Below are 25,557 nucleotides of genomic sequence, written 5' to 3'. Positions count from 1 at the left end.
GGATGAAGGGCTCCAGCACAGTGTGACGCGAGCACACCACAGCGCGACGACCCAGGCAAGCGGGTCAGATGGCGAGGACGGCGTTGACCACCAGGACGAGAGCCAGGAGGGTGACGAAGAGGAGGGCGGCGAGCCGGAGCAGTCGTACCGATTCGCGCAGTTTGTGGTAGCGCTGGCGGTGCTGCTGGATCCCCACCCACAGTTCGACTTCGGCGGCCTGCCGGATGTCGCGCGAATGCTGGCCGCGCACCGCTGTCCGGAACTCGTCGAAGTTCTTGACGTGTGCCACGGTGTCGGTGCCATTGAAAAGCAGACTGCGGGGCAACGACGCGCCGTCGGGCAGAATCTCCCGACTGCTACGCACCGTGACCAGGACGTTAGCCGCCTTGACCAGGGACCCGACCACGAGCGTCGCGCCCAGCAGGGCCACCGCGGTGCACGCCAGCATCCACCAGGCGGGCATGCCGTCGTCGCCGCCGAGGAGCTGACCGAGCAGCAACGCGTTGCCGGCGGAGAGGATCGCGCCCGCGCTGAGCACCGCCGAGGCGCGACCCGCGGTGGAGACCCGCAACCGGTCGTACCGTTCGATGTGCCATCTCAGCAGGGTCAGCGCCCTGTCGTCGGCGTCGTCGCCCGGTGCCTCCTCGCGGCGTTGGATCTTCCCCCTCGCCATGGACAGCCTCCCTGATGAAGCGGCGCGGTAGCCTCGGCTGCCAGTGCCCTGTGGACGCTCACGGAAGGGTAGAGCCTTGAGTCAAACCCCCGGCGATCGCCTGACCGACCCGGACGTGTGGCGCGCCGCGCTCCCCAACGAGGTCTACCAGGGCCTGGTGTCGTGGTCTCGGGCACAGCCGTACCGGTGGACCCACCGCCGGTGGCTGACCGACGGGCGCAGCGGGGCCCTCGTCGCCCTCGTCCGCCGGACCCCGGACCGGGGAACCATCAGTCAGATGATCATGAAACTCCTGCCGCCGGACGCGGCGGAACAGGAGACCCGCCAGGTCGGCCTGGCCCAGCAACACACGCCCGAGTCGTTCTGGCGGCGGCACATGGTGCCGACCACCACGAAGTGCGCCATCCCGGGCACCCACTGGTGGCTGCATCTGCAAGAGATCGCCCAGGCGGACGTCGGCGAGCTCCGTCCGTTGTCGGCGCTGCTCGACGACGTCCACTTCGGCGGGTTCTGCGCGACGATCGTCCATGCGGTCGGCGACGAGTGGAGCGACGGTCACGACCCGGCACCGGTGACGGGTACGGCCGTGGGCCACCTGGGTGACTTCCTCGCCGGTCACCGGGACCGGCTCGCGGACTTCGCGGCCCGACACGGGCTCTCCCTCGACCGGCCGTCGGACGAGATGACGTTGCCCGGACGCCCGGACCCGCTGCCCGACCCGTTCGGCCTCCTGGCCGGCACGCTGCCGGTGGCCCACGAGGAGGTCGAGGTGTTCGTCGGCAACGGCCACGGCGACCTCCACCCGGGCAACGTGTTCGTGCCGGTCCGCGACCAGGTGTACGCCGCCGACTTCCGTTTGATCGACCTGGGCCGCTTCTCGCCGGTCACGCCGGTGTCACGCGACCCGGTCAAGCTCCTGCTCTCCGTGGCTGCCGCCTGGCTGCCGGCGCTGGTACCCGGCTCGTCGTTGCGGTCCACGCTCGCCGAGCTCGTCGTCACGCCACAGCGCCACCCGGCGGCGCCACCGATGGCCGGCTACCTGACCGTCGCTCGGCAGATCCACGAGGCGGCTGCGGGCTGGAGCCGCCGCCGCGGGCTGGAGCCGGAGTGGACGCGCCAACACCTGCTCCTGCTGGTCGGATCCGCGTTGCGTACCGTCGCGGACGAGGCGCTTCCACTGGACGACCGGTGGTGGTTCCTGCAGGTGGCGGCGCTGGCGACCCGCGCCTACGGCGAGTCCTTCGGGCCGGAAACGGCGCACCCGGTGACCCCGCCCACCCGGGCGGTCGCGGTGCCCGCCGAGCCGCTGGCGGCCCGGCGGCCGAGCCCGGGGACGTCGGCGCGGCTGGACACCCCGGCACGTCCGGCGCCGGCCGGCTACCCGGGCTGGGTCAAGGTGCAGTTCTGCCGCAGGCTCGGCACGAGCTGGGCCGAGCTGGCTGACTCGCTCGACGTGCCGCCGTACGAGCGGAGCCGATTCGCCGCCGGCTCCGAAGGGCGTGAGCTGTGGGAGTGGCTCCAGGTGCGGCACCTCCTGCCGGCGCTGCCCCCGGCGCTCGCACTGATCGGCCGGGACGACCTGGTCGAGCTGCTCGCCGCACCCGGGCCCGAATGACGTCCCGGGTGTCAGGGAGGTCGCCATCGGGTACAGCACCGAGATGTTCTTCATCTTCGGGCTGCGGACCAAGGTCGACCGGTCCGGCGTCGTCACCCAGGTCTGCCGCCACTGCGGCAACCAGGCCGCGCAGGTGATCAGCCGGCGGGTCACGAAGTTCAGCCTCTTCTTCATCCCCCTGATCCCGATCCGCACCCGCTACACGCAGCAGTGCACGTTCTGCGGCGCCCAGTACGACATCTCCCGCGCCGAGGCCGAGCGCCTCCCGGTCGGCTGACCGTGACCCGCTTCCTCTGCTGGCTGATCGGGCGGCAGCCGGTGACCCCGCCCGTCGTACCGGTGCACACCGCCGCCCGCCCGCCGTGCACGCCCGGCCGCCGGCACCGTCGCCGCAGCCGGCCGACGGCGGGCGCGCTGTCCCCCCGCTCCCCGTGGAACCGTTCCGCCGGCCGTTGAGTCGCCGGCCCAGGTGTTAAGCGGGGCCCCCTCCTCTACCGGAGGCGTTAACCGGGGCCCCCTCCTTACACTTCATCGGGTGGAAGATCGGCTGGGGGAGATTCGGGGTGGGGGGCCGCCGCGGCGGCACAACGCCCGCACCATCGCGGCGCTGACCGGCAACCCCGGTTGCACCCGTCGTGCCGTGCTGGACAGCGCCGGCGCGGACAAGCCGGCGCTCGCCGAGCGACTGGGCTTCCCGGCCCGCTTCGGCCAGTCCCGGTTCGCCATCACCCGGGGCAACGCGTTCGAGGCGCAGCTCAAGGCGGACGGCGGGGTGGAGCTGCTGCGCCTGGTGGCGGAGCGGCTCGGCGTACCGGTGCCGCCCGGCGCGACCTGGACGGACCTGGGCGGCGACGACGACCGCCCGGGGCGGTCCCGCGCGGCGTTGACCGCGCCCGGCGACGGTCCGGCCCTGTTCGACCATCCGCTGCTCGGGCTGGACGTGGCCGGCCGGCGGGTGCACCTGGAGCCGGATCTGGTCGCCGCCCGGCTGGCCGGCCGGTTCCACGTCGTGGAGATCAAGTCGTTCCCGGTGATCGACGGGCAGGCCGACCCGGCCAAGGTGGCCGCCGCCGCGATCCAGTCCGCGGTCTACGTGCTGGCGTTGCGTGAGCTGCTCGCCGCCGAGGGCCGCGACCCGGAGCTGGTCTCGCACGAGGTGGTGCTGATCTGCCCGCGCAACTTCGGCAATCGGCCGGTGGCGAGCCTGCTTGACGTGCGCAGGCAGTTGCTGGTGCTGCGCCGCCAACTGGCCCGGATGGCCCGCGTCGACGAGCTGCTGGCGACCGTGCCGGCCGGTTTCACCGCCGACCCGGCCGCCGACCCCGGGGTGCTGGCCGCCGCCCTGCACCAGGTGCCGGCCCGCTACGCGCCGGACTGCCTGGCCGTCTGCGAGCTGGCCCACTTCTGCCGGCACGAGGCGCGCGGCCACACCGGGGCGCTGGGCCGGCCGGTCCGGGAGGCGCTCGGCGGCGTGGTCGAGGTGGCGGACGTGCTGGCGCTCGCCGAGGGCGGGCGCGCCCCGGAGCCGGAGCAGGCGGAGGCCGCCGCGCTGCTGCGGGCCGCCGCGCGCCTGCGCGCCGACGCCCTCACCGGAAACCCGGCATGAGTACGCGCCGAAGCGCGCGCCGGATCGCGCCGCGTGACCGCCCGGCGCCCGCCGGGCCGGCGTCGGGTGGTCGTGCCGCGTGCGTGGGTCGGGTGGAGTGTGAGCGTCCGGCGCCCGGCGGGACGGTGGCGAAGCGTCGACGCCGGGCCGGTGGGCCGCGGTGAGCACGTTGCGGGCGCTGGCGCGGGCGCAGGCGGTCGCCGCCGGCCGGGCCCAGCCGGTGGCCACGGTCCGGCACCTGCACCTGTCGGACCGGCCGCTGGTGCTGGTGCCGCTGGCGCTCGCCGGTGAGGCGAACGCCCCGCTGGCGGCGCTGGTCGGGTCCGCGCCGGAGGACGCCCGGCTGCTGGTGGTGCCGCAGCCGCGCAACCGGGACCAGCGGTTCGCGTTCGCCGCCGAGCTGGCCGGTGTGCTGCTGCCCTGGCTGGACTCGTTCCGTCAGGTGACCGAGGCGGTGGCGGTGGACCGGGGCCGCGACGTCCGCCACCGGTACGTGGACGCGCCGCAACTGCTGGTGCCGAACCCGGCGGGGATCACGTTCCTGCGGTTGTTCGGCCGGTCCACCCGGTTCCGCCGCCCGGACGGCGAGCATCCGGTGCACCCGTCGGTGCCGGTGCTGGGCCGCTGGTTGACGTTCTTCGCGGAGCGGGCCGAGCAGCCCGGCTCGTCGGCGTTGCTGGCGTTGACCGACGCGTTGACGGTGCACTGGGCGACCGGGCAGAGCGCGGTGGAGGATCTGCACCTGCCGGCGGTGCTGGGCTGGCTGGATCCGCCGCCGGGGTCGACCGGGGCCGAGGCGGCGGCGCGGGCCGAGGACCCGGCGGTGTGCCCGCCGGCCGGGCCGGCCACCGACCCGGACTTCGACAACCACCGGCTCGCCCCGGCGATCGAGGCGTACGCGGCGGCCGAGGACGACCCGGTCGCCCGCGCCGAGGCGTACGACGTGCTGTGCGGGCTGCTGCGTGACCAGCTCACGCCGACGTGGGAGCTGATGTGGCGCGGTGTCGGGTTGTTGCGGGCGTTGCCGGCCGGCGCGCGGGTGGCCGGTCGGTGGGCCGGTGACCGGGACGCGTTCACCGGGTTCGCCGAGCACGTGGACGCCGGCGGCGGGCCGCAGCCGCGTCGGGACGGGGCGGTGGCGGCGGCGGTGCGGCTGCAACGGTTGGAGCGGGCGTCGACCGCGTGGGCGGTGCAGCGGGCGTACGACGATCCGCTGGTGATGGCGGAGCACCGGCTGGCCGGGGAGGCGTTCGTGGGTGAGGTGACGCTGGCCGACCCGAAGCGGGTGGACGACTCGGGGAGGCGGCCGGTGTTGCGGCCCCGGATCCAGGTGGTGACCACCGAGCCGGTGCCGATGCCGGTGGGCGCGACGCTGTACTCGCCGGCCCGGCCGGGGCAGAAGGCGACTGTGGTGTTCGTGACGCCGGGCGCGGACGGCAAGACCGAGGTGGTGCTGGAGTTGTCCGGCGGGATGGGGCGGGGGTTGACCGCGCCGGCGGGCAGCGTGCCGGAGGTGGGGGAGCGGATCTGCCTGACTGGCCTGTCGGACGGGTTCCTGCCGGGCGGCGCGTTCCCGGCGCCGGAGGAGACGCCGTGGACCCACGGTGGCCCGCCGGGGCGCCACGAGGAGTAGTTGTATCAACTCATTTACATGCTTGAAACTTAATCGGTTCAGTAGTGCACTGGGGGCATCACCGTCCCGACCCGAAAAGGTGACCCATGCGACGAAGCAGGTTCCGCCTCGCGTCGACCGCCGCCGCCACCGTCCTGGCCGCCGCCACCGCGCTCTCCGTCATCACCCCCGCCGAGGCGCACACCGTCTCACCGGTCAACGCCAACGCGTCCACCGCCACCCGCGCCGTGCTGAACTGGCTGGCCCACCTGCCCAACCGCAGCAGCAACCGGATCGCCTCCGGCTTCTTCGGCGGCTACAGCAACAGCGGCTTCTCGCTGACCCAGACCGAGGAGCTGCGCTCCGCCACCGGCCAGTACCCGGCGATCCTGAGCTGCGACTACGGCTCCGGCTGGGCGACCAACAACGACATCACCGCGCTCGTCGACCACTCCTGCAACTCGTCGCTGAAGTCGTGGTCCGCCGCCGGTGGGCTGGTCACCATCAGCGTGCACCTGCCCAGCCCGGCCAACGCCAACGGCGGCGGCCTGAACACGCCGATGGGCAACTTCGCCGACCTGCTCAACCCGTCCACCGCGGCCGGCGCCCGCTGGCGGCAGCTCCAGGACAAGATGGCCGCCGGCCTGCAGGACCTGGAGAACGCCGGGGTGCCGGTGCTGTTCCGGCCGTTCCACGAGGTCAACGGCGACTGGTTCTGGTGGGGCAACCGGGACCCGAACACGTTCAAGCAGGTCTGGCAGCAGATGTACACCTACCTCACCGGCACCAAGGGGCTGGACAACCTGCTCTGGGTCTACTCCGCCGACTTCAGCCGGGGCAACCGGACCGCGTACTACCCGGGCGGTTCCTACGTGGACGTGGTCGGCATGGACGCCTACGACGACAACCCGCAGGTCGCCGGCATCCAGTCCGCGTACAGCGAGCTGGTCGGGCTGGGCAAGCCGTTCGCGTTCGCCGAGATCGGGCCGGACAGCCAGGGCTCCTTCGACTACGGGCGCTGGGTCACCGCCTTCCAGCAGAGCTACCCGAAGACGTCCTACTTCCTGGCCTGGAACGACGGCTGGGGCCCGGCTCGTAACTCCGGCGGCAGCACGCTGTTCAACAACTCCTGGATCGCCAACCGGGGCGAGGTCGACCTGGGCAACGTGACCGAGCCGGGTGGCGGCGGCACCACCACCCCGCCCCCGTCCGGCGGGACGCTGCTCAACGGGTTCGAGACCGGCACCGAGGGCTGGACCGGCGCGGGAGTCACCGGCGGACCTTGGCAGGTCACCGAGTGGGCTTCGCAGGGCACCCGCTCGCTCAAGTCCGACGTCAACCTGGCCGCCGGGGCCGCGTACCTGAAGAAGACCGCCACCACGAACCTGAGCGGGCGCGGCACGCTGCGGGCCACCGCGCGGGTCGCGCCGTGGGGCAGCTTCGGCGCCGGCAGCCAGGCGAAGCTGTACGTCAAGACCGGCGCCGGCTGGCAGTGGTTCGACGGCGGCTCGGTCGCCGTGACCTCGGCCGGGGTGAACCTGTCGCTGTCGCTGTCCGGCGTGGCCAACCTCGGCGACGTGCGGGAGATCGGCGTGCAGTTCGTGCCGGCCGGCGGCGCGAGCGGCACGTCCGCGATCTACGTGGACAACGTCACCGTCCAGTGACGACCGAGGTCCGGCCCGGCCGCCGCGCCGGGCCGGACCTCAACCCCGAACGGCGAGGGCCGCCCGCACCTCGTCCGCCGCGGGCCGGTCCGGGTCCGCGGCCAGCAGCGCCTCCAGACTCCGGGTGTACGCGAGGTCGCGCGCCCGCCCGGCCGGAACCTCGACGTCCGGCGCCACCCCGCAGCCCTCCCAGTTGGTGCCGCTGACCGCGTGCACCGGCCGGGCCACCGGCACGGTCAGCTCCAGGTGGCGGTGCAACCGGTGCCCGATCCGGGGGTGGGCCCCGCCCCGGGTCCGCTCGCCGACCACCGTGGCGCGGCCGAACTGTTGCAGGTCGTACGCCAGCTCCTCGCCGCCGGAGAACGTCACCGGACCGGTGAGCACGTGCACCGGCTTCTCCGGGGCGTAGCGGGGGACGGGCAGCCAGGCGGCGCTCCAGAACTGGCGGGTGGCACCGGACCGCTCGTGCATGGTGTGCAGGTGCACCGGCTCGGCGAAGAACCAGCCACAGAGCAGGGCCACGCCGTCCGGGCTGCCGCCCTCGGTGCCGCGCAGGTCGAGCAGGAGCGCGTCGGTGTCGGCGAGCAGCCGCAGCGCGGCGGTCAGCGCGTGGCCGGCCAGGTCCGGCGGGAACACGTACGGGGCGATCTCCAGCAGTCCGACGTTGCCGGGCAGTCGTTGCACCCGGACGATGCCGCCCATGGTGCGCGCGGCGAGCCGGGCGAAGTGCTCGTCGGTCGGGTCGTCGGCGGCCTCGGGCAGCGGTTCGTCGTGGTGCTTGAGTCGCAGGTGGAGGTCGTGGTTGACCGACTGGAGGTCGGTGGTGACCAGCGCGCCGAGCGCCGCCGGGCCGGCCGCCCCGGCGTACGCGCCGGAGCGCAGGCGCTCGCCGAGATGCGTGCCGATCTGCTCGGCCACGTCGGGCAGGACGTATTCGGCGGCCACCAGCTCGGCGGCCCGCTGGACGATGTCGGTGATCTCGTTCGGACGCATGGGGGGCAGTGAAGCATGCCGGCCCGGCCACCCTCAGCCAGCTCGCCGCCCGCCTCGGCGCGGCGAAGGGCACGGTCGCCCACCACCTGCGGGTGCTGACCGAGCCCGGCATGGTCCGCGAGGCGCACCGCCGGCAGGTCCGCGGTGGAACCGAGCGCTACCACGAACGCGCGTTCCGCCGGCTGGTCGGCCACGCCACCGACGCCGGCGCCACCGCCGTGCTCCTCGGCGCGTTCGCCGAGGAGTTGGCCGGCGACCCGGACCCGCTGGTGCACCTGCGCCAGCTTCGCCTCACCCCGGCTCAGGCGCAACGGCTGCGGTCCACCCTGGACGCGCTCGTCGGCGAGGCCGAGGAGGCGCCGCCGGGCGAGCCACGCTACGGCGTCCTGGTCTCGCTCTACCGGCACCCCGCCCAGGTCAGGTGACCGACAGCGAACGACTCTGGCGGCGACCTCCGGCGCTGACTAGGCTTGCGCCGTTCGTCGTCCGCCGTCCGGTCCTCGTCGCCGAGGGCGCACGTCTGGAAGAGAGCCGGAGCGCATCGTTGTCCCCCAGCACGACGTGAGCCTCGCCGTCGCCGCGCCGGCCCGTCACCCGCTCGCCGGCCGTGTCGGACTCGTCGCGGCCGCCGTCGTCGTCCTCGGGGAGATGGTCTGGCTCGTCGTCGGCCTGCCGGGTGCGGCGCTGGTCAGCGACCTCGGTGCGATGGCGGTGTCGAGCTGGGCGGCGGTGCTCTGCGTCCGCGCGGCCCGCCGGCACCCGCTCGCGCTGCGGCGGTTCTGGGGCCTGCTCGCCATCACCATGCTGCTGGCCGCGCTCGGTCGTACGGTGTGGACCGTCGAACGGCTCGGCGGGATCGACCTGCCGCACACCCCGCTGGTCGGCGCGCTCTTCGCCGCCGGCATCGTCACCGGCACCGCCGCGCTGCTCTGCTCCCGGGCCGGCGGGCGCAGCCTGGTCGGGCAGGCCCGCACGCTGCTCGACGGCGTGATCGTCGCGCTGGCGCTCATCCCGGTCGGCTGGGTGGTGGTGTTCCGCGACCTCGCCGACGCCGACCTGTCCGACCCGCTGCGCACGTTCGGCCTGCTCTACCCGATGTTCGACCTGATGCAGCTCACCATCCTGGTGGCGGTCGCCGGGCCGGGCCGGCAGATGTGGCGGGCGCTCACCGTGATCGGCGCCGGCCTGGCGATCCGGGCCGGCGCCGACGCGGTCTACGTCTCCCTCGTCGCGCACGGCAACTACGCCGCCGGGCACCCGGTCGACGTCTGCTGGCCGTTGAGCTACCTGCTGGTCGGCCTCGCCACCCGCTACCCGCCGCCGGGCGCCGGGGACGCCGACGACGACGCCGGTGAGTCGCCGCTGCCGCCGTGGTGGCGGGTGGCCCTGCCCTACCTGCCGGTGGGCGGCGCGATCGTCGCGGTGATGCTGTCGCGGCAGCCCACCGGGCAGACCCCGCACCTGGTCTTCGTCGGCATGATGGCGCTGCTCGGGGTGCTCGCGCTGCGCCAGGGGCTGGCCGCCAACGAGAACCTGCGCCTGGTCGCCCGGCTGCGCCGGCTCGCCTACTCCGACCAGCTCACCGGCCTGCCCAACCGGCTGACCTTCATCCGGCGGCTGCGCCGGGCGCTGCGCGAGGGCGGCCCGGTCGCCGTGGTGCTGCTCGACCTGGACGGCTTCAAGCAGGTCAACGACCGGTTCGGGCACGCCGCCGGGGACCGGCTGCTCACCACCATCGCGGAGCGCATGCGGGACGCGATCGGCCCGGACGGGATGATCGCCCGGCTCGGCGGCGACGAGTTCGCCGTGCTGGTCGCCGGCGACCGCCCGGTCGCCCCCGAGCGGCTCGCGGTCCGGCTGCTCGCCGCGCTCGAACCGCTGCCCGGCGAGGAGGAACTCGGCGTCCACCCGTCGGCCAGCATCGGCATCGCCGAGTACGGCCCGCAGCACAGCTCCCACACCGACCTGCTCCGCGACGCCGACATCGCCATGTACGCGGCCAAGGCGGCCGGCAAGTCCGCGTGGCGCACCTGCACGCCGGAGCTGCGCGAGTCGGCGGTCAGCCGGGCCGAGCTGATCGCCGACCTGCGCCGCGCCGTCGACGAGGGCCAGCTCCTGATGGAGTTCCAGCCCATCGTCGACCTGGCCACCGGCACGGTACGCAGCGCCGAGGCGCTGGTCCGCTGGCGGCATCCCCGCCTTGGCGTGCTGCCCCCGGCGAGGTTCCTGCCGCTGGCCGAGGAGACCGGGCTGATCCTGGCCATCGACCGGTGGGTGATCCACGAGGCGTGCCGGTCGGCGGCGACGTGGCGCGAGCGGGCGCCGGAGGTGACCGTGGCGGTCAACATCGCCGCCGCCCACCTCTGCCGGCCCGACCTGATCGCCACCGTCACCGGCGCGATGGGCGCGGCCGGGTTGCCGCCCCGCGCGCTCACGCTCGAACTCACCGAGTCGGCGCTGATCGAGGGCAGCGAGGCGGTGCTCGACCGGTTGGCGCAGCTACGTGACCTCGGCATCCGCATCGCCATCGACGACTTCGGCACCGGCTACTCGTCGCTGAGCTACCTGCACCGCATCCCGGCCACCGAGCTGAAGATCGACCGCTCGTTCGTGTCCCGCCTGGACGCCGGCGACGCCCGCGCGTACGCCACCGTGGAGATGGTCAACCGGTTGGCCGGCGCGTTCGACCTGGCGGTGGTGGCCGAGGGCGTGGAGACCGGCGAGCAGCACGCGGCGGTCACCGCGATCGGCTGCCGGCAGGGTCAGGGCTGGCGGTACGGCCGCCCGGCCGCCCTGTCCGAGCTGCTGCCCACGCTCGCGCCCGCCGACGTCGCCCGCTGACCGTCCCGTCCCGACGCGGGTCGAAGGTCCCGGCCGGTACGGGGGCTTCGACCCTGCTCCCGGCCGCCCGACCGCCGCCACGATGGTTCTCGTCGATCCGCCCTCCACCCGGGAGCCAGAGATGAAGCGACGCACGCTCGACCTGTTGTTCAGCATCGGCGGACTGGGCCTCGCGGTCCTGCTGCTCGTCGTCGGCGTGGTCCTGACGACGAACGCCACCTTCGCCAACACCTACGTGCACGACCAGCTCGCCGCCCAGCACATCAGCTTCAAGCCGGCCGCCCAGCTTACCGACGAGGAGAAGAAGTCGGACTGCCTGCGCGAGTACGCCGGCCAGCAGCTCACCAGCGGCAAGCAGGCCGAGTGCTACGCCAACGAGTTCATCGGCCTGCACCTGACGTCGATCGCCGGCGGCAAGACGTACGCCGACCTGGGTGAGCCGCAGGCCGCGCTGCGCGAGCAGGTGGCCCAGGCCGAGCAGGCCAAGGCCGCCAACCTGGCCGACCTGCAGAAGCAGCTTGCCGACGTCAGCGCCCAGCGGGACACCGTGTTCAAGGGCGAGACGCTGCGCGGCCTGCTGCTCACCTCGTACGGCTTCAGCGAGTTCGGCCGCAAGGCCGAGCAGGGCGCACTGGCCATGTACCTCGGCGCGGCGCTGCTCCTGCTGCTGTCGGCGGCCGGCCTGGTGCACGCTGTGCGGACCCCGGCGAACGCGGCCTTCGCCGCACCGGAGCAGGAGAGAATCACCAACTGACTTGACCCTCACGCTGCGGGAGGCGGGAGCCTTGGTCGCGGAAGGGAGGGAACCGATGGCGTACACGGTGGGGCAGGTGGCGCGTGCGGCCCGGGTGACGGTCCGCACGCTCCACCACTACGACGAGATCGGGCTGTTGCGGCCGAGCGGGCGCACGTCGGCGGGCTACCGCCGCTACGACGACGCCGACCTGGACCGCCTGCAGCTCATCCGCTACTACCGCGAGCTGGGGTTCCCGCTGGACGAGATCGCCGAGATCCTGGACGACCCGGCCGCCGACCCGGCGGCGCACCTGAACCGGCAGCACGAGCTGCTGTCCGGGCGGATCGGCAAGCTCCAGGAGATGGTGGCGGCGATCGAACACGCGATGGAGGCGAGGAAGTTGGGGATCCAGTTGACGCCGGAGGAGCGGTTCGAGGTGTTCGGGGACTTCGACCCGGACGAGCACGCCGACGAGGTCGAGCGGCGCTGGGGCGACACCGAGGCGTACCGGCAGTCGCAGGAGCGGGCCGCCCGCTACTCGAAGGAGGACTGGCTGCGCAACAAGGAGGTGAACGAGGACTGGGGCCGGCGGTTCGCCTCGCTGATGGACTCCGGCGCGCCGGCCGACGGCCCGGAGGCGATGGCGCTGGCCGAGGAGCACCGGCAGCTCATCACCCAGTGGTGGTACGACTGCCCGCTGGAGATGCACACCGGGCTGGCCGACATGTACGTGGCGGACCCGCGGTTCACCGCGTACTTCGAGACCATCCGGCCCGGCATGGCCGCCTACCTGAACGAGGCGATCCACGCCAACGCGATCAGCCGGGCCTGACCCGCGCCGCCGGCACTCCTGGCACGATGGCCGGATGCTCATCGTCGCCGGCACCCTCTACGTCGATCCGGCCCGGCGGGACGCCTACCTGGCGTCCTGCGCGGAGGCCGTCCGCGCGGCCCGGGCCGCGCCCGGCTGCGTCGACTTCGCGGTCAGCGCCGACCTGGTCGAACCGGGCCGGATCAACGTGTACGAGCGGTGGGAGTCCGACGAGCAACTGTTGGCGTTCCGGGGTTTCGGCCCGAACGCCGAGCAGGTCGCGGAGATCCTCGGCGCCGAGGTGCACAAGTTCCGCATCTCCGGCGTCGAGGCCCCCTGACCGCTGCGCCCCCGGCTGACTCCGCCGGGTCGCGCTCTCCGGGCCGGTCCCGCCGGCTCGTCTGCGTCTCCGCGTCTCCGGCAGAGTGCGCTTCGGCCTGCCTTTAGAGCTGAGTCGTTGGTGATGTCAACGGCCGGCGGAGTCCGCGCCCAAGGTGCCTCCGGCCCCGGTCCCTGGCCAGCACCGCCGTCCCGCCGCGATCGCGCCACGCGCCGGCAGTGCCGCCGCGTCCGGCAGTGCCGCCGCGTCCGGGAGTGCCGCCGCGTCCGGCAGTGCCGCCGCGTCCGGCAGTGCCGCCGCGTCCGGCAGTGCTCCCGCGTTGGCAGTGCCCTCGCGCCCGCCGGACCCGCTGTCCCCGACAGCGGCGTCGGTCGGCGTGACCGGTCCGAGTCGTCGGTGCTCTCAGCTCCAAAGGCACTCGCGGGGAACATCCGCCCGGCGCGCCGGGGCGGCTAGACGAAGACGTCGAGCAGGAGGACGCCGAGGAAACCGACCACCGAGATGATGGTCTCCATCACCGACCAGCTCTTGATGGTCTGCCCCACGGTCAGCCCGAAGTATTCCTTGACCAGCCAGAAGCCGGCGTCGTTGACGTGCGAGAAGAACAGCGACCCGCAGCCGATGGCGAGGGCCAGCAGCGCCACCTCGGGGCCCTGTAGCGTGGCGGCCAGCGGTGCGACGATGCCGGCGGCGGTGATGGTGGCGACGGTGGCCGAGCCGGTGGCCACCCGGATGCCGACCGCGACCAGCCAGCCCAGCAGCAGCGGCGACAGGTTGGCGCCCTCGGCCGCGTCCGCGACCAGGTTGCCCACGCCGGCGTCCACCAGCACCTGCTTGAAACCGCCGCCGGCGGCGACGATCAGCAGGATGCCGGCGATCGCCGGCAGCGAGCCGCCCAGGAAGCCGGAGACCTGGCTGCGGCTGAAGCCGTTGCGGTAGCCGAGGAAGATCATCGCGAAGATGACGCCGGCGAGCAGCGCGACGATCGGGGTGCCGACGATGTCCAGCGCCTTGCGGCCGGCGGTGTCCTCGCCGAGGGTCAGCTCGCCGATCGCCCGCAGCAGCATCAGCACCACCGGCAGCAGCACGGTGACCACGGCCGCCCAGAGCGCGGGCGCGCGGCGTGACCGCCGGCCGACCGGCTCCTCGATCGACGCGCCCGGCCGCCCGGCGCCCGGGTTGACCAGGTCGTCCTCGGTGACCAGGTCGCCGTCGGCGTCGGCGCGGCCGTCCCCGGGGCGGGTGGGGCTGCGGTCCCCGGCGACCGCCACGTCACGGCGGGTGGGCAGCAGCGACTCGGGCGCGGTGGCCGGCACGTAGCGGGCGATGAAGTTGCCGAAGACCGGACCGGCGATGATCACCGTGGGGATCGCCACCAGCAGGCCGAAGGCGAGCGTCTGGCCGAGGTTGGCGCCGAGCGCGTCGATCGCCACCAGCGGGCCCGGGTGCGGCGGCACCAGGCCGTGCAGCACCGACAGGCCGGCCAGCGCCGGGATGCCGATCTTCATCAGCGGCACGTTCACCCGGAGCGAGACCAGCAGCACGATCGGCACCAGCAGCACCACGCCGACCTCGAAGAAGAGCGGCAGGCCGATGAGCGCGGCCACCCCGGCCATCGCCCAGGGCAGCGCGCCGCCGGAGACCCGGCCGACCACCCGCTCGACGATGCTGTCCGCGCCGCCCGACTCGGCGAGCATGCCGCCGATCATCGCGCCGAGCGCGATCAGCAGGCCGACGCCGCCGACCGTGGAGCCGACCCCGCCGCTGAACGAGGTGACGATCTTGTCGGCGGGGACGCCGGCCACCACGCCCAGCACCGCGGCGCCGAGGATCAGCGACAGGAACGGGTGGACCTTGCCCCAGGCGATGAGCAGCACCACCGCGGCGATGCCCAGCAGGGCGGCGACGACGAGTTGGGTGTTGCCGGCGTTCGTGAGCGGTTCCGCCGGTGCGGCGAGCAGTGTTACCACGGCAATCACGACCTCTGGTTGGTCACTTGGGCGGTGCGGTCGGTGGTGGCTCCGGCGGCAGGCTCGGGGCCAGCCGTCGCAGCGACGCGAACGTGGGCACGAGCGCGTCGTACAGCTCGGAGAAGAGTGGGAGCAGCGCCGCGTAGGTGGCGGCGGCGGCCGGATCGGGGTGGACCGTCTCCTCGATCCGGACCAGGTCGGCGGCGACCTCCACCGACTCGATCAGGCCCAGCGCCTGCATGCCGAGCAGTGCGGCGCCGAAACCGGAACCCTCGTGCCCGGCCGGGAAGCGCACCGGCATGCCCAGCGCGTCGGCGAGGATCTGCCGCCACAGCGGGCTGCGGGCGAAACCGCCGCTGGCACGGACCTCGCGTACCTCGTTGCCGGCCGCGCGGACCGACGCCAGGACCAGCGCGAGCTGCTGGCAGACCCCCTCCAGCGCGGCCCGCACCAGGTGCGGGCGGCCGTGGCCGTGGGTCAACCCGATGTACGCGCCGCGCGGCAGCGCGCTCCAGTGCGGGGCCCGCTCGCTGAGCAGGTACGGCAGCATGATCAGCCCACCGGAGCCGACCGGCGCCCGGGCGGCCAGGCCGAGCAGCTCCTCCTCGGCGTCCTCGCCCAGCTCCGGGGCGAGCGCGTCGTGCGCCCACTGGAGCACGATCCCGCCGTTGTTGATCGCGCCGCCGACCACCCAGCGGTCCTCGGTCAGCGCATAGCAGAAGACGCCGCCCAGCGGGTCGACGCCGGGGCGTTCCACCATCACCCGCATCGCGCCGCTGGTGCCGATCGAGCAGGCGACCACGCCGGGGCGTACCGCGCCGAGGCCGAGGTTGGCCAGCGGCCCGTCGCCGGCGCCCACCACCAGCGGGGTGTCCGCCGGCAGGCCGGTGGCCCGGGCCGCGTCGGCGGTCAACCCGGGCAGCACGTGCGTGGTGGGGACGAGCTGGGGGAGCTGTTCCTCGGTGATGCCGGCGACGCGCAGCGCCTCGGTGTCCCAGGCCAGCCGGTGGATGTCCATCAGGCCGGTGGCCGAGGCGACCGAGTGGTCGGTGACCAGCGCCTCGGCCAGCCGCCGCAGGACGAGGTCCTTGATGCCGACCCAGTGCGCGACCCGCTCGTGCAGCTTCGGTTCCTGCTCGGCGAACCAGACCAGCTTGGGCAGCGGGGCCATCGGGTGCACCGGGGTGCCGGTGCGCCGGTGCAGGGCCAGCCCGGACGGCGCGGCGCGCAGCCGTTCGGCCTGCGCGCTGGCCCGGGAGTCGGCCCAGGTGATCGACGGGGTGAGCGGGTTGCCGTCGGCGTCCAACCCGATCAGGCTGTGCATGGCGGTGCTGAAGGACAGGCCGGCGACCGGCCGGCCCAGCTCGTCGACGACCGCGCGGATCACGCCGAGCACGGCCTGATGGATCAGGTCCGGGTCCTGCTCGGCCCAGCCCGGGTGCGGCTCCTCCAGCGGGTAGCCGATCGAGTGGCTGGCCAACTGCCGGCCGTCGGTGTCGAACGCGACCGCCTTGCTGCTGGTGGTGCCGATGTCCACGCCCACCACGACGGCCGGGTCGCCCACCGGTGCACCTCCGCTCGCCGCCGGGGGCCGCGTACGCCCCGCCCTGCGGCTGACGTTACCGACGAGCCCCGCGGCCCGCATGGCGAAGCGGAGCGCCCGTCAATCAACCAATCGGACTAATTAGCGACTTTCGCGTGTCTTCGTACCCCTACCCGGCCGTTGTTCCCGGTGACACCCCGGTTGGTGGGCTCGCGCGGCGGAGGAGTCGGCGTGGCGATGACTGATTCGACGGGTTCAACCTGGCGTTACCGGTGGGCGCACCGGCAGAACGAACGGCGGCAGCGCGCGTTCCGCGCGGCCGACGAGGCGTGGCGACGCCGCGACGACGAGCTGCGTCGCCGGCGTACCCTCGCGGTGTCCTTCCACGGGTCGGAGCGGGCCGGCGTCGGCCTGCCCATGGAGCTGGCCCCCGGCGAGGTGGTCTTCTGGACGTTGCCGGCGGCGCAACTGGTCGAGGTGCGGCACACCGCCGTGCTGCCGGCCCCCGACCTGACCGTGGACCCGGACCCGCCGGTGCTGCGCCCGCGCCGCCCGGAGGGGGTCCGCGTCGTCGACGCCGGGCTGGCCGTGCTCACCAACCGGCGCCTCGTGCTGCTCGGCGGGCGCGGCCGGCGGGACTGGACGTACGGCCGGATGACCGGCCTGTCCCACGACCCGGCCGCGCCGGTCACCCTGATCCAGGTGCTGGACCGGCGGCGTACCTCCGGGTTGCTGCTGCCCACCGGCGCGGTGGCCGACTTCCGGTTCACGCTCACGCTGGCCTTCGCCGACGCGATCGAGCAGCGCGCCGCGGTCGTCGCCGAACTGGACGAGCTGCTCGCCGAACACGCGGAGCTGCGCCCGCAACGCCCGGCCGTGCTCACCCCCGCCCAGGCCCGGTTCTCCGCGCGGCTGCCGGGCGGCCGGCGGACGGTGGCGGTGGGCGCGGCGCTCGCGCTGGCCGTGCCGGCGATGCTCGTCGAGTCCAACCCGCCCACCCGCGCCGGGTCGGAACGCGCCGCCGCCGCCACCCCGGCGGCCACCGGCACGCCCGCACCGCCGGCGGTCGCCCCCGCCGTCCAGGTCCGGCCCAGCACCAGCCCGCAGCCGCACCGCAGCCGGTCCGCGCCGCGCGGCACCGACCCGCAGCCGGCGGCCGAGCGGCGCTGCGGTGCCCCGCCGAACCCCTTCGGGTACGACTTCTGTGGCGGCAACCGGATCCGCAAGCCGGCCGCCGGGATCTGCGACTGGTTCGAGTGCGTACCCGGGTTCTGGTCCGGCCGGGGCTGGCTGGTGCAGTGCCGCGACGGCGCGGTCAGCCGCACCGGCGGCCAGCGCGACGTGTGCGCCGGCCACCGGGGGCTGCGCCGCTCCGTCTGGAGTTAAGGCGGGGCCCCCGCTTAACGCTTTTGGTATAGGCGGGGGCCCCGCCTAACACCACCGCTGCGCAGCGGCAGCAGGCCGGACAGGACCAGCGCGGCGCCGACCGGCAGCAGGTCCAGGTTCACCGCGATCGCCAGGAACCCGACCAGCACCAGCACCGGCGCCCACACCGGCAGCAGTCGCGTCGCCGCCGCCCGGTAGAGCAGCACCAGCAGGCCCAGTTCGAACAGCGCCGGCCCGCCGAGCAGCACCACGCCCGGCGTGTCGACCGCGTCGGCGAAGCGCGGGAACAGGTCGCCGAGGATCACCCAGACGAACGCGGCGGCGCCGACCAGGCCGGCCAGCGCGGCCACGTCGTCGAGCGTCCGCAGCCGGGTCGAGCGGGTACGCAGCAGGCCGTGCAGCCCGACGATCAGCGCGGCGAACCCGAGCACGCCGAGCAGGAACAGCGTGTGGCCGGTGTTCCACGCCCAGGCGCCCTTGTCGCTGTGCCCGTCCAGGCGGTCGAACAGGCGCAGCAACCCGTAGCCGAGCAGCAGCGACGCGGAGGTCACGCCGACCGGCCGCAACCAGCGGTACGCGGCACGCGGCGGGGAATCGAGGAGGCTCATCGCCTCAGCCTGGCCGTCACCCGTCGCCGGGACATCGGGGTGCCGCCCCGCACCGCTCCCGGAGGAATGCGCTCGCCTCCCGTAGGGGTGCCCGGTTAACGTCCGGCCGTGTCCCGCACCGTGACCGTGGTCCTGGTCGACGCCGACGGCCGGCCGCTCGGCGCGCTGCCCCCGTTCGAGGTGCCCGACCCGTGGTGGCAGCAGGTCGCGTCGATCGTCGACGGCGCCCGCCGCCGGTACGGCGTGGACGTGGCCGTGCTGCGCCTGCTCGACGCCGACCGCCCCCACCCGCCCGGCGGCCACGTCCGCTACCTGGCCCAGCTCCTCGACGCGCCCGCGCGCGGTGCCGCCGCCGGCGGCGTACCCCGGGAACCGGCGGCCGTGGACCTCGCGCCGCATCCGCGACGCCAGCCGTGGGCGGAGCCGGGCGGCCCGGCCCGCAGCGTCGCCTGGGCCACTGACGAGCTGCGCCGCCTCGGCCGCCCGGTGACCGCCGTGGCGCAGCAGCGCACCTGGAACCTGTCGGCGATCTGGCGCCTGGACACTCCGCAGGGCCCCGCCTGGCTGAAGCAGCTCCCCCCGTTTGCGTCCCACGAACCCACGGTCCTGGCCTGGCTGGCCCACCCCACCGGTCCGACCGTCCCCACGGAGGCGAAAGCGGGAGCGGGGGCCGGGGGTGGGCCGGTGGTGCTGGCGGCGGACGGGGAGGGGCGGATGCTGCTGGAGCACGTGGCGGGGAGGACCGGTACGGGGCCGGGGAGGCGGAACGAGCGGCGATCATGGCCGCCCACCATGCGCGGCAGCGGCACGCCGTGGGAGCGGTGGATCGGCTGGTGGCGGACGGGGTGCCCGATCTGCGCGGGCATCGGCTGGCCGAGTGGATCCGGGCGCGGCTGACCGGGCACGACGTGTCGGTCGCAGCGGGGCTGCTCGACGGGCTCGACCGGCGGCTCCGGCGGCTCCGCGACTGCGGGCTGCCCGACACGCTCGTGCACGGCGACCTGCACCCCGGCAACGTCCGCGGCGACGGCACCCGGCCGGTGGTCATCGACTGGGCGGACGCGTTCGCCGGCCACCCCGCGTTCGACATCCTGCGCCTCACCGAGACGCTCGACCCGGCGACCGCCGGCCGGCTGGTCGACGCGTGGGCCGACCGGTGGCGGGCCGACGCGCCCGGCAGCGACCCGCACCGGGCGGTCGACCTGCTCCGGCCGGTCGCGCCGCTGCGGCTGGCCGCCGTGTACGCGATGTTCCTCGCCGGCATCGAGCCGAGCGAACACCCCTACCACGCACACGACGTGCCGGCCGCGCTGGCGCAGGCCGCCGCCGAGGCGTCCTAGACCTGGCGCACCGGGATCCACAGCTCCGCGTCGGCGGTGGCGCCGCCCTCGGCGACCCGCACCCGGGAGATCTCCGGCCCCGGTCGAATCTCGTACGGGTTCGACGGGAACCACTGGGTGAACACGTCCCGCCACAGATGCTGCAACGCCTCCGGGAACGCGCCGGAGCTGCGGAACACCGCCCAGTCACCGGCCTCCACCGGCAGGCCGTCCAGCCCTTCCGGCACCTCCGCGCCGGTCACCACCCCGTGCCAGTAGTCCAGCTCGGTGCCCTCCGCGCGGGAACCGGCCAGGTCGTCGCTGACGTTGACGACGCCGCGCGGCTCCTGGTCCGACAGGGCCCCGATCCGGCGTACCGTCTCCGGCTCCAGGCCCTTGAGGAACGCCACGATGTGCGGGTTCATCCCCTCGTGCACCAGCGGCACCCGCGCCTTCACCCCGACGAGCCGGAAGGCCTCCTTGGCCACGATCCGGTAGTCCATGCTGCTGCTCCCTTCGACGACGAGCCGGAAGGACATCCGGGGCTGGGACCGCAGCACCGACCCGGCGCGCCGGGCCTCCGCCGGTCCCACCCCGTGCACGGCCCGGAACGCGCGGGCGAACGCCTCGTTCGAGCCGTACCCCCAGCGGACCGCCACGTGGAGCAGCGACTCCCGGTCGGCGAGCACGTCGGCGGCGGCCAGGGTCAGCCGGCGGCGGCGCACGTACTCCGACAGCGGCATTCCGGCCAGCGCCGAGAACAGCCGCCGGAAGTGGTGCTCCGACACGCAGGCGACCCGGGCCAGCGCGGCCACGTCGAGCGGCTGGTCGAGCCGCTGTTCGAGGTGGTCCATGGCCTGGTTGAGTCGATCCAGCACCGATGCTCCTTCCTGGTCACGCCTATGACGCCAGGGTGCCGTCCACCCGTCTACCCGATCGCACCGGGTCCGTTCCGGTCGGCTGATCCGGAGGTGGCGTGGGTGTCGCATCATGGCGTCGTGATCATGCGGAAGCGACACCACAAGAAGAAGCGGCACCGGGACTGGTGCGACTGCGACTGCGACCTGGTCGACTGCGACGGCCCCGGCTGCTGCGACCTCGGGCTCTTCTCGACGCTGCTCACCCTCGGTGCGGTGACCGCCGGCATCGCGCGGACGCCGGTCGTGGACCGGGCCGGCCGGGCCGCGATCCTCGGCTACCGGCGTTGGCTGTCCCACCGCTGGCCGGGGACCTGCCGCTACACGCCGACGTGCAGCGCGTACGGGCTGGCCGCGGTGGAACGGCACGGGCTGGCGGTGGGCGGGCGGATGGCCGCCGAGCGGGTCCGCCGCTGCCGCCCCGGCGTGCCGCGCGGCACCCACGACCCGCTGCCCTGACCGTGTCACGGCGGCCGGTCAGGGGACCGCGGTGGGGCCGCCGAAGACGACCGGGACGCCGGGGGAGTGCAGCACGCTGACCGGCGGGCCGTCCGGCGCGGGCAGGCCGGCGACGGTGACCAGCTCGTCGTCCAGGTGCAGCAGCTCGGCGCGGTGCAGCGGCCATTGCGGATGCCAGTTGGGCAGGTGCCGGGTGTGCCCGTACGCGCGGGTGTGCAGGCCCCACCGCGCGGTGAGGAAGTGCTCCAGCGGCGTCGGCTCGGCGATCGGCGCGCCGACGCGGACGGTCATCCGGCTGGACGCGCCGGCCGGGCCGGGCCAGCGCCGCCGGCAGCGGTAGGTGAGCGTGTCGCCGGCGCGGTCCACCGTCATCGCGGACCACTTGTAGGGCAGGCGGAGGCTCAGTTGGGCGACCAGCACCGGCACCAGCCGCGACGCGTCCAGCGAACGGAACACCACCGCCCGGCGGCCGGCGCCGTCGACCGAGTAGAGCCGCACGTTGGTCTCCCAGAACGTGCCGAAGTAGGGGATGCCCGGCCCCCGGCCGAGCCCCAGCCCGACCATCCGGAACCCGATCAACCCGACGTAGGTGAGCCCGTCGATCGTGTCGGGCCGGGTGCCGGCCGGCAGCAGCGGCGCGACCCGCTCCGGCGGGACCGCCCAGTGCAGGAACGTCAGGTCGTGCCAGCGCTGCGCCAGCCAGGCCCGCCGGATGGCGCGGACGGGTGCGTGCTCGACCGGCTCGATCTCCACCGGTCCATCCTGCCTCCCGCCGGGACGGCGGGTCACTCCGGCCGGTGGCAGACCGCCTCGACGTTGTTGCCGTCGGGGTCGCGGACGAACGCGCCGTAGTAGCCGGCGTGGTATTCCGGCCAGACCTTCGGCGCGTGCAGCACCTCGGCGCCGGCCGCCACCGCCGCGTCGTGGAACGCCCGCACGGCCGCCCGGTCGGGCGCGGTGAACGCGATGTGCACCGGCGCCGGGGCGGAGTCGGCCGGCGCGGGCTCGACCCAGAAGTCGGGCGCGTTGACGCCGTAGCCGATCGGGCCGGGCTCCATGATCCGCCGCCCGCCCAGCGGGGCGAGCACGGCGTCGTAGAACGCGGCGCTGGCCGCCAGGTCGCGCACCGCTACGGAGAAGTGGTCGAGCACGTCGCCCCCTGTCGATCGTCGATGACCGGGTCAGGCTACGAGCCGGCTACGACACTTCCCGGCCGTTCCGCGACCACGCTCTCCCCGGCGTGGTCGGCCGCGCGCCGGGCGGAGCGCCGCCGGGTGGCCGTCTGCACCGCGACCAGCAGGCCGGGGAGCGCGCCGAGCAGCCAGATCACGCCCACCGGCCAGTGGATCAGCCGGCCGACCGCGCCCCGCACGCGCGGCTCGTCACCCACCATGTAGGACGCCTCCGGGTCCGACGACCGGCACTCCATCGTCCACGCGCCGGCCGCCGGCACCCGCACCGAGGCGATCCAGGCGAACGTGGCGGCGTCACCGCCGTAGCCGCCGGGCGGCACGGAGACCGGATCGTCCGCCCGGACCGTCGCGCCGCCGCCGGTCAGCCGGCAGTCCGCGCCCGCCGGTGCGTCACCCACCCCGAAGATCGCGTACGCCCCGGGCGTCGGCACCGTGACCCGCCCGGCCGACGTGGCGTAGGGGCCCGTCCCGCCGTACTCCCGGGGGTTGTCGCCGATCGTGCTGCCCTCGGCGCCGAGCCGGACCGCGGACTGCGCCAGCAGTGCCCCGAACACGACGGCGAGCCCGCCGACCAGGTAGCCGCGCCGCGACGCCGGGTGGGCCCGGTGGGCGAGGCGACCGCCGGCGGCGTACCCGATCAGGGCGCCGACCACCGCGAGCGCCAGGCCACCGAGCAGCGCCCACCCCCAGCGGGCCTCCCCGGTCAGCGGGGCGACCCATCGGAAGAAGGCCAGCGTTCCGCTCAGCAGCACGGCGGTGACCAGCGTGGACACGGCGACTGCGAGCGCCACGCCGACCGGACCGCGACCCCGGGGCTGACCGGCCGCGACCACGGCGGCGAGCACCGGCGAGGCGAGCACCGGCCACCACAGCGCGGGGGCGACCGTCGGGTCCTCCTCCCAGCGGTGCGTCCACGCGAAGAACAGCAGCGGAGCCGGCACGGTCGCCAGCAGCCACGCCGCCAGCACCTCCGCGCGTGCCGTCCGAAAAGGATTGGTCACCGACGGTAGGATACGCGGTGACACAGTCGAACACACGGGGGAAACGATGTTCGAGCGACTGGGCAGGTTCGTCGTCGGCAAGGCGTGGTGGGTGATCGGGGGTTGGGTGCTCGCCGCGATCGCGATCGTGGTCACCAGCCCGTCGCTGAGCGACATCACCTCTGCCGACCAGGAGAGCTTCCTGCCGCGCTCCTACGAGTCGGTGCAGGCCACCGAGCTGGCCACCAAGGCGTTCCCGCAGGCCGCGACCGCCACCGCCACCATCGTCGTCAAGCGCGGCGACGGCAAACCGCTCACGCCGGCCGACGAGGCGCGCGTCGGGCAGCTCGCCCAGGCGCTCAAGGGGCGGAACATCCCGCAGACCGCCGGCTACCTGACCGGCCCGCAGGCCGTCGCGCCGGACAAGTCGGTGCAGATCATCTCCGTCGGCCTGGACGCCGACACCCCGGATGACCCGAAGCTGCTGGACGCCGTCCGCGACCTGCGCGCCGGCCTCGGGCCGGACCTCGCCGGCAGCGGCCTGACCGCCGGGGTGGCCGGCGACGTGGCCAGCTTCGTCGACAACGAGGACACGTTCAACTCGGCGTTCGCGGTGGTCGGCGTCGCCACCATCATCCTCATCATCGGACTGATCCTGATCATCTTCCGCAGCCCGATCGCCGCGCTGCTGCCGGTCGTGGTGATCAGCGTGGTCATGTCCGTCACCACCGGCCTGGTCGCCGCCGCCGGCAAGGCGTTCGACCTCAACGTCAGCCAGGACCTGCAGACCATCCTGCTGATCGTGCTGTTCGGCATCGGCACCGACTACATCCTGTTCCTGCTGTTCCGCTACCGGGAACGGCTGCGCGCCGGCGACGACAAGCGCACCGCCATGATCGTCACCGTGCAGCGGGTCGGCGAGGTCATCACGTCCGCCGCCGGCGCGGTCATCGTCGCGTTCCTGGTGCTGCTGCTCGCCTCGCTCGGCTTCTTCGGCTCGCTCGGCCCGGCGCTCGCCATCGCCGTCGGCGTCATGCTGGTCACCTCGCTCACCCTGATCCCGGCGATCGTGTCGCTGCTCGGCCGGTGGGTGTTCTGGCCGTCGAAGGCGTGGCAGCGTACCCCGAAGGCGAGCCTGTCCCGCCGGCTCGGCGGCGCCGTCGGCCGTAAGCCCGCCCTGGTGGCCGCGGCCTCCGGCGCGCTGCTCGTCGCGCTCGCCGCCGGGGTGCTCAGCTACCAGGCCGACTACGACTTCAGCGCCGGCTTCCCGCAGGACACCGAATCGGCGCGCGCCGCCAAGGACCTCCAGCGCGGCTTCGCCGCCGGGGCGCTCGCGCCCACCGAGGTCTACCTGACCACCGGCAACGGCACCCCGCTCACCGACCAGCAGGTCACCGACTTCGCCGCCGCCTCCGCCGACGCGCCGGGCGTGGCCCGGGTGCAGCCGGCCGAACGCAGCACCACCGACCCGAGCGTCGCCCGGATCAACCTGCTGCTCGACGAGAACCCGGTCTCCAACGAGGCGATCACCCTGGTCCGCGACGACCTGCGCGACGCGCTCCACGCCAAGGCCCCATCGGGTACGAAGGCACTGGTCGGCGGCCCCACCGCGATCTTCGCCGACATCAACTCGGCCAACAACCGCGACCTGTCGGTGATCCTGCCGGTCGCCGCCGGCCTGATCGCGCTCATCCTCGCGCTGCTGCTGCGCAGCCTCGTCGCGCCGATCTACCTGGTGATCGCGGTGCTGCTCAACTTCGCCGCCACGCTGGGCGCGACCGTCTACCTGTTCCAGGGGCTGGAGGGCAAGCCGGGCGTCACGTTCCAACTCCCGATCATCCTCTACCTGTTCGTGGTGGCGATCGGCACCGACTACAACATCCTGATGATCGCCCGGCTACGCGAGGAGGCCCGCGAGGGCCACGAACCACACCAGGCCGCCGCGATCGGCGTGGAGCACGCCGGGCCGACGGTGGCCGCGGCCGGGCTGATCCTGGCCGGCACGTTCGGGGTGCTGATGCTCGCGCCGATCTCGTTCCTCCAGCAGATGGGGTTCGCGGTGGCGATCGGGATCGTGCTGTCGGCGTTCGTGATGTCGATGTTCTTCGTGCCGGCGCTGACCGGGTTGATCGGGCACAAGGCGTGGTGGCCGGGGCACGGGGACGAGCGGCGTGATGGTGGGGGGCGGCACGCGGCGCCGGAGTCGGCGAGCGAGGTGCAGGTCTGACGCGCGCTGCTCCGTTTCGTCCTTGGCAGCGGCAGGCCCCGCAACACCGGCTCAGCGGACAGGG

The 25,557-nt window shown here is 74.2% G+C and carries 24 protein-coding genes; 15 read left to right on the top strand and 9 right to left on the bottom strand.

Annotated features, from left to right (window positions below):
* Positions 1-64: 64 nt before the first annotated feature.
* Positions 65-673, bottom strand: coding sequence for a hypothetical protein (locus H1D33_RS19025; RefSeq protein WP_181571863.1), 609 nt, complete (start codon positions 671-673; stop codon positions 65-67).
* Positions 674-749: 76 nt separating this feature from the next.
* Here H1D33_RS19025 and H1D33_RS19020 point away from each other — a divergent pair, with 76 nt between their 5' ends.
* The 5 genes from H1D33_RS19020 (at position 750) to H1D33_RS19000 (ending at position 7,170) form a co-directional block, all read left to right on the top strand.
* A complete protein-coding gene (locus H1D33_RS19020; RefSeq protein WP_181571864.1) occupies positions 750-2,288 on the top strand; it encodes a hypothetical protein in 1,539 nt (512 codons plus the stop codon).
* A gap of 43 nt (positions 2,289-2,331) precedes the next feature.
* On the top strand, positions 2,332-2,565 hold the full coding sequence (locus H1D33_RS19015) for a zinc-ribbon domain-containing protein (RefSeq protein ID WP_181571865.1): 234 nt from the start codon (positions 2,332-2,334) through the stop codon (positions 2,563-2,565).
* Positions 2,566-2,823: 258 nt separating this feature from the next.
* Entirely contained in the window at positions 2,824-3,894 is a 1,071-nt protein-coding gene (locus H1D33_RS19010) for a hypothetical protein (RefSeq protein ID WP_181571866.1), read from the top strand.
* A 160-nt stretch (positions 3,895-4,054) separates the two neighbouring features.
* Positions 4,055-5,527 (top strand): hypothetical protein, encoded by a 1,473-nt coding sequence (locus H1D33_RS19005; RefSeq protein WP_181571867.1) that lies wholly within the window; start codon positions 4,055-4,057, stop codon positions 5,525-5,527.
* A gap of 86 nt (positions 5,528-5,613) precedes the next feature.
* On the top strand, positions 5,614-7,170 hold the full coding sequence (locus tag H1D33_RS19000; protein ID WP_181571868.1) for a glycosyl hydrolase: 1,557 nt from the start codon (positions 5,614-5,616) through the stop codon (positions 7,168-7,170).
* Positions 7,171-7,209: 39 nt separating this feature from the next.
* On the opposite strand, the gene H1D33_RS18995 is transcribed toward H1D33_RS19000, so the two are convergent.
* Positions 7,210-8,163, bottom strand: coding sequence for a S41 family peptidase (locus H1D33_RS18995; RefSeq protein ID WP_181571869.1), 954 nt, complete (start codon positions 8,161-8,163; stop codon positions 7,210-7,212).
* Positions 8,164-8,171: 8 nt separating this feature from the next.
* On the opposite strand from H1D33_RS18995, the gene H1D33_RS18990 reads away from it, so the two are divergent.
* The 5 genes from H1D33_RS18990 to H1D33_RS18970 all read left to right on the top strand — a co-directional run bounded on the left by H1D33_RS18990 (position 8,172) and on the right by H1D33_RS18970 (position 12,891).
* Positions 8,172-8,588: an ArsR family transcriptional regulator gene (locus H1D33_RS18990; RefSeq protein WP_181571870.1), complete on the top strand. Its 417-nt coding sequence runs from the start codon at positions 8,172-8,174 to the stop codon at positions 8,586-8,588.
* A gap of 136 nt (positions 8,589-8,724) precedes the next feature.
* Complete coding sequence (locus tag H1D33_RS18985) at positions 8,725-11,004, top strand: putative bifunctional diguanylate cyclase/phosphodiesterase (protein WP_181571871.1); 2,280 nt, start codon at positions 8,725-8,727, stop codon at positions 11,002-11,004.
* Positions 11,005-11,125: 121 nt separating this feature from the next.
* On the top strand, positions 11,126-11,758 hold the full coding sequence (locus H1D33_RS18980; RefSeq protein ID WP_181571872.1) for a hypothetical protein: 633 nt from the start codon (positions 11,126-11,128) through the stop codon (positions 11,756-11,758).
* 55 nt (positions 11,759-11,813) lie between these two features.
* Positions 11,814-12,572 (top strand): MerR family transcriptional regulator, encoded by a 759-nt coding sequence (locus H1D33_RS18975; protein ID WP_181571873.1) that lies wholly within the window; start codon positions 11,814-11,816, stop codon positions 12,570-12,572.
* 34 nt (positions 12,573-12,606) lie between these two features.
* Positions 12,607-12,891: a putative quinol monooxygenase gene (locus H1D33_RS18970; RefSeq protein WP_181571874.1), complete on the top strand. Its 285-nt coding sequence runs from the start codon at positions 12,607-12,609 to the stop codon at positions 12,889-12,891.
* A 452-nt stretch (positions 12,892-13,343) separates the two neighbouring features.
* Here H1D33_RS18970 and H1D33_RS18965 read toward each other — a convergent pair whose 3' ends face one another.
* Positions 13,344-14,861 (bottom strand): GntP family permease, encoded by a 1,518-nt coding sequence (locus H1D33_RS18965; protein ID WP_181572671.1) that lies wholly within the window; start codon positions 14,859-14,861, stop codon positions 13,344-13,346.
* Positions 14,862-14,883: 22 nt separating this feature from the next.
* Entirely contained in the window at positions 14,884-16,425 is a 1,542-nt protein-coding gene (locus H1D33_RS18960; protein ID WP_181571875.1) for a gluconokinase, read from the bottom strand.
* A 210-nt stretch (positions 16,426-16,635) separates the two neighbouring features.
* On the opposite strand from H1D33_RS18960, the gene H1D33_RS18955 reads away from it, so the two are divergent.
* Positions 16,636-17,790: a hypothetical protein gene (locus tag H1D33_RS18955; RefSeq protein ID WP_181571876.1), complete on the top strand. Its 1,155-nt coding sequence runs from the start codon at positions 16,636-16,638 to the stop codon at positions 17,788-17,790.
* Between the two features lie 14 nt (positions 17,791-17,804).
* Here H1D33_RS18955 and H1D33_RS18950 read toward each other — a convergent pair whose 3' ends face one another.
* Entirely contained in the window at positions 17,805-18,398 is a 594-nt protein-coding gene (locus H1D33_RS18950; protein ID WP_181571877.1) for a hypothetical protein, read from the bottom strand.
* 108 nt (positions 18,399-18,506) lie between these two features.
* Here H1D33_RS18950 and H1D33_RS18945 point away from each other — a divergent pair, with 108 nt between their 5' ends.
* Both H1D33_RS18945 and H1D33_RS18940 read left to right on the top strand, forming a co-directional pair.
* Positions 18,507-19,295 carry a hypothetical protein gene (locus H1D33_RS18945; RefSeq protein WP_307755216.1) on the top strand — a complete coding sequence of 263 codons (789 nt, stop codon included), beginning with the start codon at positions 18,507-18,509 and terminating at the stop codon, positions 19,293-19,295.
* Positions 19,178-19,738, top strand: coding sequence for a phosphotransferase family protein (locus H1D33_RS18940; RefSeq protein WP_349255136.1), 561 nt, complete (start codon positions 19,178-19,180; stop codon positions 19,736-19,738). Before H1D33_RS18945 ends, H1D33_RS18940 begins: the two co-directional genes overlap by 118 nt.
* Here H1D33_RS18940 and H1D33_RS18935 read toward each other — a convergent pair.
* Positions 19,735-20,595 carry an AraC family transcriptional regulator gene (locus H1D33_RS18935; protein ID WP_181571879.1) on the bottom strand — a complete coding sequence of 287 codons (861 nt, stop codon included), beginning with the start codon at positions 20,593-20,595 and terminating at the stop codon, positions 19,735-19,737. The two genes, H1D33_RS18940 and H1D33_RS18935, sit on opposite strands and share 4 nt — an antisense overlap.
* A gap of 126 nt (positions 20,596-20,721) precedes the next feature.
* On the opposite strand from H1D33_RS18935, the gene yidD reads away from it, so the two are divergent.
* Positions 20,722-21,093 (top strand): membrane protein insertion efficiency factor YidD, encoded by a 372-nt coding sequence (gene yidD / locus H1D33_RS18930; protein WP_246412185.1) that lies wholly within the window; start codon positions 20,722-20,724, stop codon positions 21,091-21,093.
* 18 nt (positions 21,094-21,111) lie between these two features.
* On the opposite strand, the gene H1D33_RS18925 is transcribed toward yidD, so the two are convergent.
* The 3 genes from H1D33_RS18925 to H1D33_RS18915 are packed head-to-tail and all read right to left on the bottom strand — an operon-like array spanning position 21,112 to position 23,287.
* Positions 21,112-21,846: a YqjF family protein gene (locus tag H1D33_RS18925; protein ID WP_181571881.1), complete on the bottom strand. Its 735-nt coding sequence runs from the start codon at positions 21,844-21,846 to the stop codon at positions 21,112-21,114.
* Positions 21,847-21,878: 32 nt separating this feature from the next.
* Positions 21,879-22,244, bottom strand: a complete 366-nt coding sequence (locus H1D33_RS18920) for a VOC family protein (protein WP_181571882.1) — start codon at positions 22,242-22,244, stop codon at positions 21,879-21,881.
* A gap of 35 nt (positions 22,245-22,279) precedes the next feature.
* Entirely contained in the window at positions 22,280-23,287 is a 1,008-nt protein-coding gene (locus tag H1D33_RS18915) for a hypothetical protein (protein ID WP_246412010.1), read from the bottom strand.
* A 46-nt stretch (positions 23,288-23,333) separates the two neighbouring features.
* On the opposite strand from H1D33_RS18915, the gene H1D33_RS18910 reads away from it, so the two are divergent.
* The gene (locus H1D33_RS18910) at positions 23,334-25,493 is read left to right on the top strand and encodes an MMPL family transporter (protein WP_181571883.1); all 2,160 of its coding nucleotides are present in this window, start codon (positions 23,334-23,336) and stop codon (positions 25,491-25,493) included.
* Positions 25,494-25,557 lie beyond the last annotated feature (64 nt).

Origin of the sequence: Micromonospora ferruginea, assembly GCF_013694245.2 — a bacterium.
Lineage (GTDB): Bacteria > Actinomycetota > Actinomycetes > Mycobacteriales > Micromonosporaceae > Micromonospora > Micromonospora robiginosa.
The sequence above is the reverse complement of the archived record's forward strand: the minus strand, read 5'-3'. Positions and strand labels throughout refer to the sequence as shown.

Excerpts from the sequence above, each read along its gene's own strand:
- H1D33_RS19025 (WP_181571863.1), bottom strand. The coding sequence starts at position 673 with ATGGCGAGGGGGAAGATCCAACGCCGCGAGGAGGCACCGGGCGACGAC.
- H1D33_RS19015 (WP_181571865.1), top strand. The coding sequence starts at position 2,332 with ATGTTCTTCATCTTCGGGCTGCGGACCAAGGTCGACCGGTCCGGCGTC.
- H1D33_RS19000 (WP_181571868.1), top strand. The coding sequence starts at position 5,614 with ATGCGACGAAGCAGGTTCCGCCTCGCGTCGACCGCCGCCGCCACCGTC.
- H1D33_RS18995 (WP_181571869.1), bottom strand. The coding sequence starts at position 8,163 with ATGCGTCCGAACGAGATCACCGACATCGTCCAGCGGGCCGCCGAGCTG.
- H1D33_RS18980 (WP_181571872.1), top strand. The coding sequence starts at position 11,126 with ATGAAGCGACGCACGCTCGACCTGTTGTTCAGCATCGGCGGACTGGGC.
- H1D33_RS18975 (WP_181571873.1), top strand. The coding sequence starts at position 11,814 with ATGGCGTACACGGTGGGGCAGGTGGCGCGTGCGGCCCGGGTGACGGTC.
- H1D33_RS18970 (WP_181571874.1), top strand. The coding sequence starts at position 12,607 with ATGCTCATCGTCGCCGGCACCCTCTACGTCGATCCGGCCCGGCGGGAC.
- H1D33_RS18950 (WP_181571877.1), bottom strand. The coding sequence starts at position 18,398 with ATGAGCCTCCTCGATTCCCCGCCGCGTGCCGCGTACCGCTGGTTGCGG.
- H1D33_RS18940 (WP_349255136.1), top strand. The coding sequence starts at position 19,178 with ATGGCCGCCCACCATGCGCGGCAGCGGCACGCCGTGGGAGCGGTGGAT.
- yidD (WP_246412185.1), top strand. The coding sequence starts at position 20,722 with ATGCGGAAGCGACACCACAAGAAGAAGCGGCACCGGGACTGGTGCGAC.
- H1D33_RS18910 (WP_181571883.1), top strand. The coding sequence starts at position 23,334 with ATGTTCGAGCGACTGGGCAGGTTCGTCGTCGGCAAGGCGTGGTGGGTG.